We start from the raw sequence: 3,275 nt of genomic DNA, 5'->3' as shown, positions 1-3,275 counted from the left end.
AGCCGGAAAATCCTGCCGCTCTTATGGAGGAGACTACGGATATGGATCCGGTACAGAAGGAAATGGCCCGGATGAAACTGACTTCTGAGGAACAGAAGATGGTGGATTCCTTTGCAGAAAAGATTGATGTGGAAAATACGGCGCAGATTCTTCAGTACGGAGCCGGAACCCAGAAAAAAATGGCGGATTTTTCGGATGAGGCGCTGAAAAATGTAAGAACTCAGGATCTTGGGGAAGTGGGGGAACTTCTCACAGACGTGGTAAGTCAGCTGAAGGATTTTGATACGGAAGAAGAAAAGGGATTTTTCGGATTTTTTAAAAAACAGGCAAATAAAATTGAAAATCTGAAAAACAAGTATGACAAGGCAGAGGCAAATGTAGAACGGATCACAGACGTGCTTCAGAAGCATCAGGTACGCCTTCTGAAGGATTCTGCGTTGATGGATAAAATGTATGAACAGAATCTCCTTTATTTCAGGGAGCTTTCCATGTATATCCTGGCAGGAAAAAAACAGCTTTCCGCTGTCAGAAACGGAAAATTAAAAGAGCTTTCCGAAAAGGCCGGATTAAGCGGACTGCCGGAGGATGCGCAGAAAGCCAAGGATCTGGACAGCCAGTGTATCCGTTTTGAGAAAAAGCTCCATGACCTGGAGCTGACGCGGATGATCTCTCTTCAGACAGCGCCTCAGATCCGCCTTGTGCAGAATAATAATACAGTTATGGCAGAGAAGATCCAGACAACTATTGTAAATACCATTCCTCTGTGGAAAAGCCAGATGGTGCTGGCTCTTGGAATCGCTCATTCTACCCAGGCGGCGCAGGCTCAGAGACAGGTATCTGATGTGACAAATGAGCTTTTGCGTAAAAATGCGGAAACGCTTCATATGGCATCTGCAGAAACTGCAAAAGAGTCTGAGAGGGGAATTGTGGATCTGGAAACTCTGAAGCAGACAAATGCAGAGCTGATCCAGACCCTGGACGATGTGATGCGGATACAGAAGGAAGGCAGAGCAAAGCGTCAGGCTGCCGAAGCGGAGATGGCGCGGATGGAAAACGATCTGAAAGCAAAGCTTCTGGAAATCCAGAGATAAAGAAAAAGGGCTGTCACACAGCCGGAAATTCCGGAAAAGCTGTGGCAGTTCTTTGTGTTTCATAATAAATTTTTCAGGAGGAAGATTATGTATCGGGAACATACAAAGGTTATAAAAATTGGAAATAAAAAAATCGGGGGAGGAAATCCTGTTCTTATTCAGTCTATGACAAATACAAGGACAGATGATGTGGAGGCAACCGTAAAGCAGATCCTGGAGCTGGAGGCTGCAGGATGTGAGATCATCCGGTGCGCGGTTCCGGATATGGCGGCGGCAGAGGCGCTTTCTGAGATCAAAAAGCAGATTCACATTCCTCTGGTGGCAGATATTCATTTTGATTACAGGCTGGCTATTGCGGCAATGGAAAACGGAGCAGACAAAATCCGCATTAACCCCGGAAATATCGGAAGCCGGGAGAGAATAAAAGCGGTTGTAGATGTGGCCAGGGAAAGAAATATTCCTATCCGGGTGGGCGTAAACAGCGGTTCTCTGGAAAAGGAGCTGGTGGAAAAATATCACGGTGTCACTGCAGAGGGGCTGGTAGAAAGCGCTCTTGACAAGGTGAGGATCATTGAGGATATGGGATATGACAATCTGGTGATCAGTATTAAATCTTCAGATGTTATGATGTGCGCCAGAGCCCATGAGCTGATCGCAGAAAAGACAAATTACCCTCTTCATGTGGGAATTACAGAGGCAGGAACTTTATATTCCGGCAACATTAAGTCTGCAGTAGGGCTTGGAATCATTCTTTCTCAGGGAATCGGAGATACTATCCGGGTTTCTCTTACCGGAGCGCCTCTGGAGGAGATCAAATCTGCAAAACGGATTCTGAAAACTCTGGGACTTCGAAAAGGAGGGATCGAGGTGGTGTCCTGTCCTACCTGCGGACGTACCAGGATTGACCTGATCGGTCTTGCAAATCAGGTGGAGACAATGGTCCAGGACATCCCTCTTGATATTAAGGTGGCTGTTATGGGCTGCGTGGTAAACGGACCGGGAGAAGCAAAGGAAGCTGATATAGGAATTGCCGGGGGAGTGGGCGTAGGGCTTCTGATCAAAAAGGGAGAGATCATAAAAAAGGTTCCGGAGGATCAGCTTCTGGATACCCTGAGAGAAGAGCTTCTTCACTGGGAAGAATAAGAAAGAGGAAAAAATGGAAAAAGATTTTTTTGACGTATTTCCAAATCTGAAGATCAAGGATCCGCTGCAGGAGCTTCTGGATATGGTAGCTGTCACCAGGGTGTCCTGCAATCCGGATAAGACCAGACTGTGGGTTTATATCAGCAGTGAACGGTGGATCCACAAAAAATATATCATAGAGCTGCAGCAGCAGATTGAAAGACAGTGCTTTCCGGGAATCCAGATGCAGGTAACGGTGATCGAAAAATTCCGTCTGTCCAGACAGTATACGCCGGATAATTTTCTGGAAGTGTACCGGTCCAGCATGGAACTGGAGCTGCGGAATTACAATATGCTGGAATACAATCTTTTTAAACGGTCCAGGATCACTTTTTCCGGCACAGAGGAAATGGATCTGGTGCTTCCGGATTCTGTGATCGCCCGGGAAAAAAGCGAAATCCTTGTGGAATATCTTCATAAGGTATTCTGTGAACGCTGCGGAATGAATCTGAAGATCGAGCTTCAGTTTGAAGAGGCTCAGGAAAGCAAGTACCGGAAAAATGCAGTTCTTCAGATTGAGCAGGAAGTGGAAAATGTCCTGAAGCATGCAAAGCTGGATAAAGAGGAAGAAACCCTGAAACAGGAGAAAGCCTCTTCCGGTTCTGACAAAAAAGAGAATAAAAAAGCTTCCGGAAAAGGAAAGCAGGAGAAAAAATCCTTTGACAAAAAGGGACATGGAGGCGACTTCCGGGGTGGATTCCGAAGAGACAGCAATCCGGATGTTATATATGGAAGAGATTTTGAGGGTGAAACCATTCCTCTGGAAAGCATTACAGGGGAAATGGGAGAAGTCATTATACGAGGTCAGGTTCTGGATGTGGAGGCAAGAGAGATCCGGAATGAAAAAACCATTCTCATTTTTCCGGTTACGGATTTTACAGACTCTATTGTGATCAAAATGTTCCTTCGGAACGAACAGGTTCCGGAAGTAAAAGAAGAGATAAAAAAGGGAGCCTTTCTGAAGCTGAAAGGCGTTACCACCATTGACCGTTTTGACAGTGA

At 45.9% G+C, this 3,275-nt stretch carries 3 protein-coding genes; all 3 read left to right on the top strand.

The features are described 5' to 3' along the window. Positions 1 to 23 precede the first annotated feature (23 nt). Complete coding sequence (locus QVP40_RS08325) at positions 24 to 1,091, top strand: toxic anion resistance protein (RefSeq protein WP_442852285.1); 1,068 nt, start codon at positions 24 to 26, stop codon at positions 1,089 to 1,091. 87 nt (positions 1,092 to 1,178) lie between these two features. Continuing rightward, entirely contained in the window at positions 1,179 to 2,234 is a 1,056-nt protein-coding gene (gene ispG, locus QVP40_RS08320; protein ID WP_022067998.1) for a flavodoxin-dependent (E)-4-hydroxy-3-methylbut-2-enyl-diphosphate synthase, read from the top strand. A gap of 13 nt (positions 2,235 to 2,247) precedes the next feature. Next, positions 2,248 to 3,275, top strand: a 1,028-nt coding sequence (locus QVP40_RS08315; RefSeq protein ID WP_288200404.1) for a PolC-type DNA polymerase III N-terminal domain-containing protein, incomplete at its 3' end; no start/stop codon positions are given.

This window comes from Blautia sp. CAG:257 (assembly GCF_000433815.1).
In the GTDB taxonomy this organism is placed as follows: Bacteria; Bacillota; Clostridia; order Lachnospirales; family Lachnospiraceae; genus Blautia_A; species Blautia_A caecimuris.
Note: the sequence above shows the minus strand (reverse complement) of the source record. Positions and strands in the feature narration are given on the sequence as shown.

Bases quoted from the DNA above. Each gene is read 5' to 3' on its own strand.
- ispG (WP_022067998.1), top strand. From the start codon at position 1,179: ATGTATCGGGAACATACAAAGGTTATAAAAATTGGAAATAAAAAAATC.
- QVP40_RS08325 (WP_442852285.1), top strand. From the start codon at position 24: ATGGAGGAGACTACGGATATGGATCCGGTACAGAAGGAAATGGCCCGG.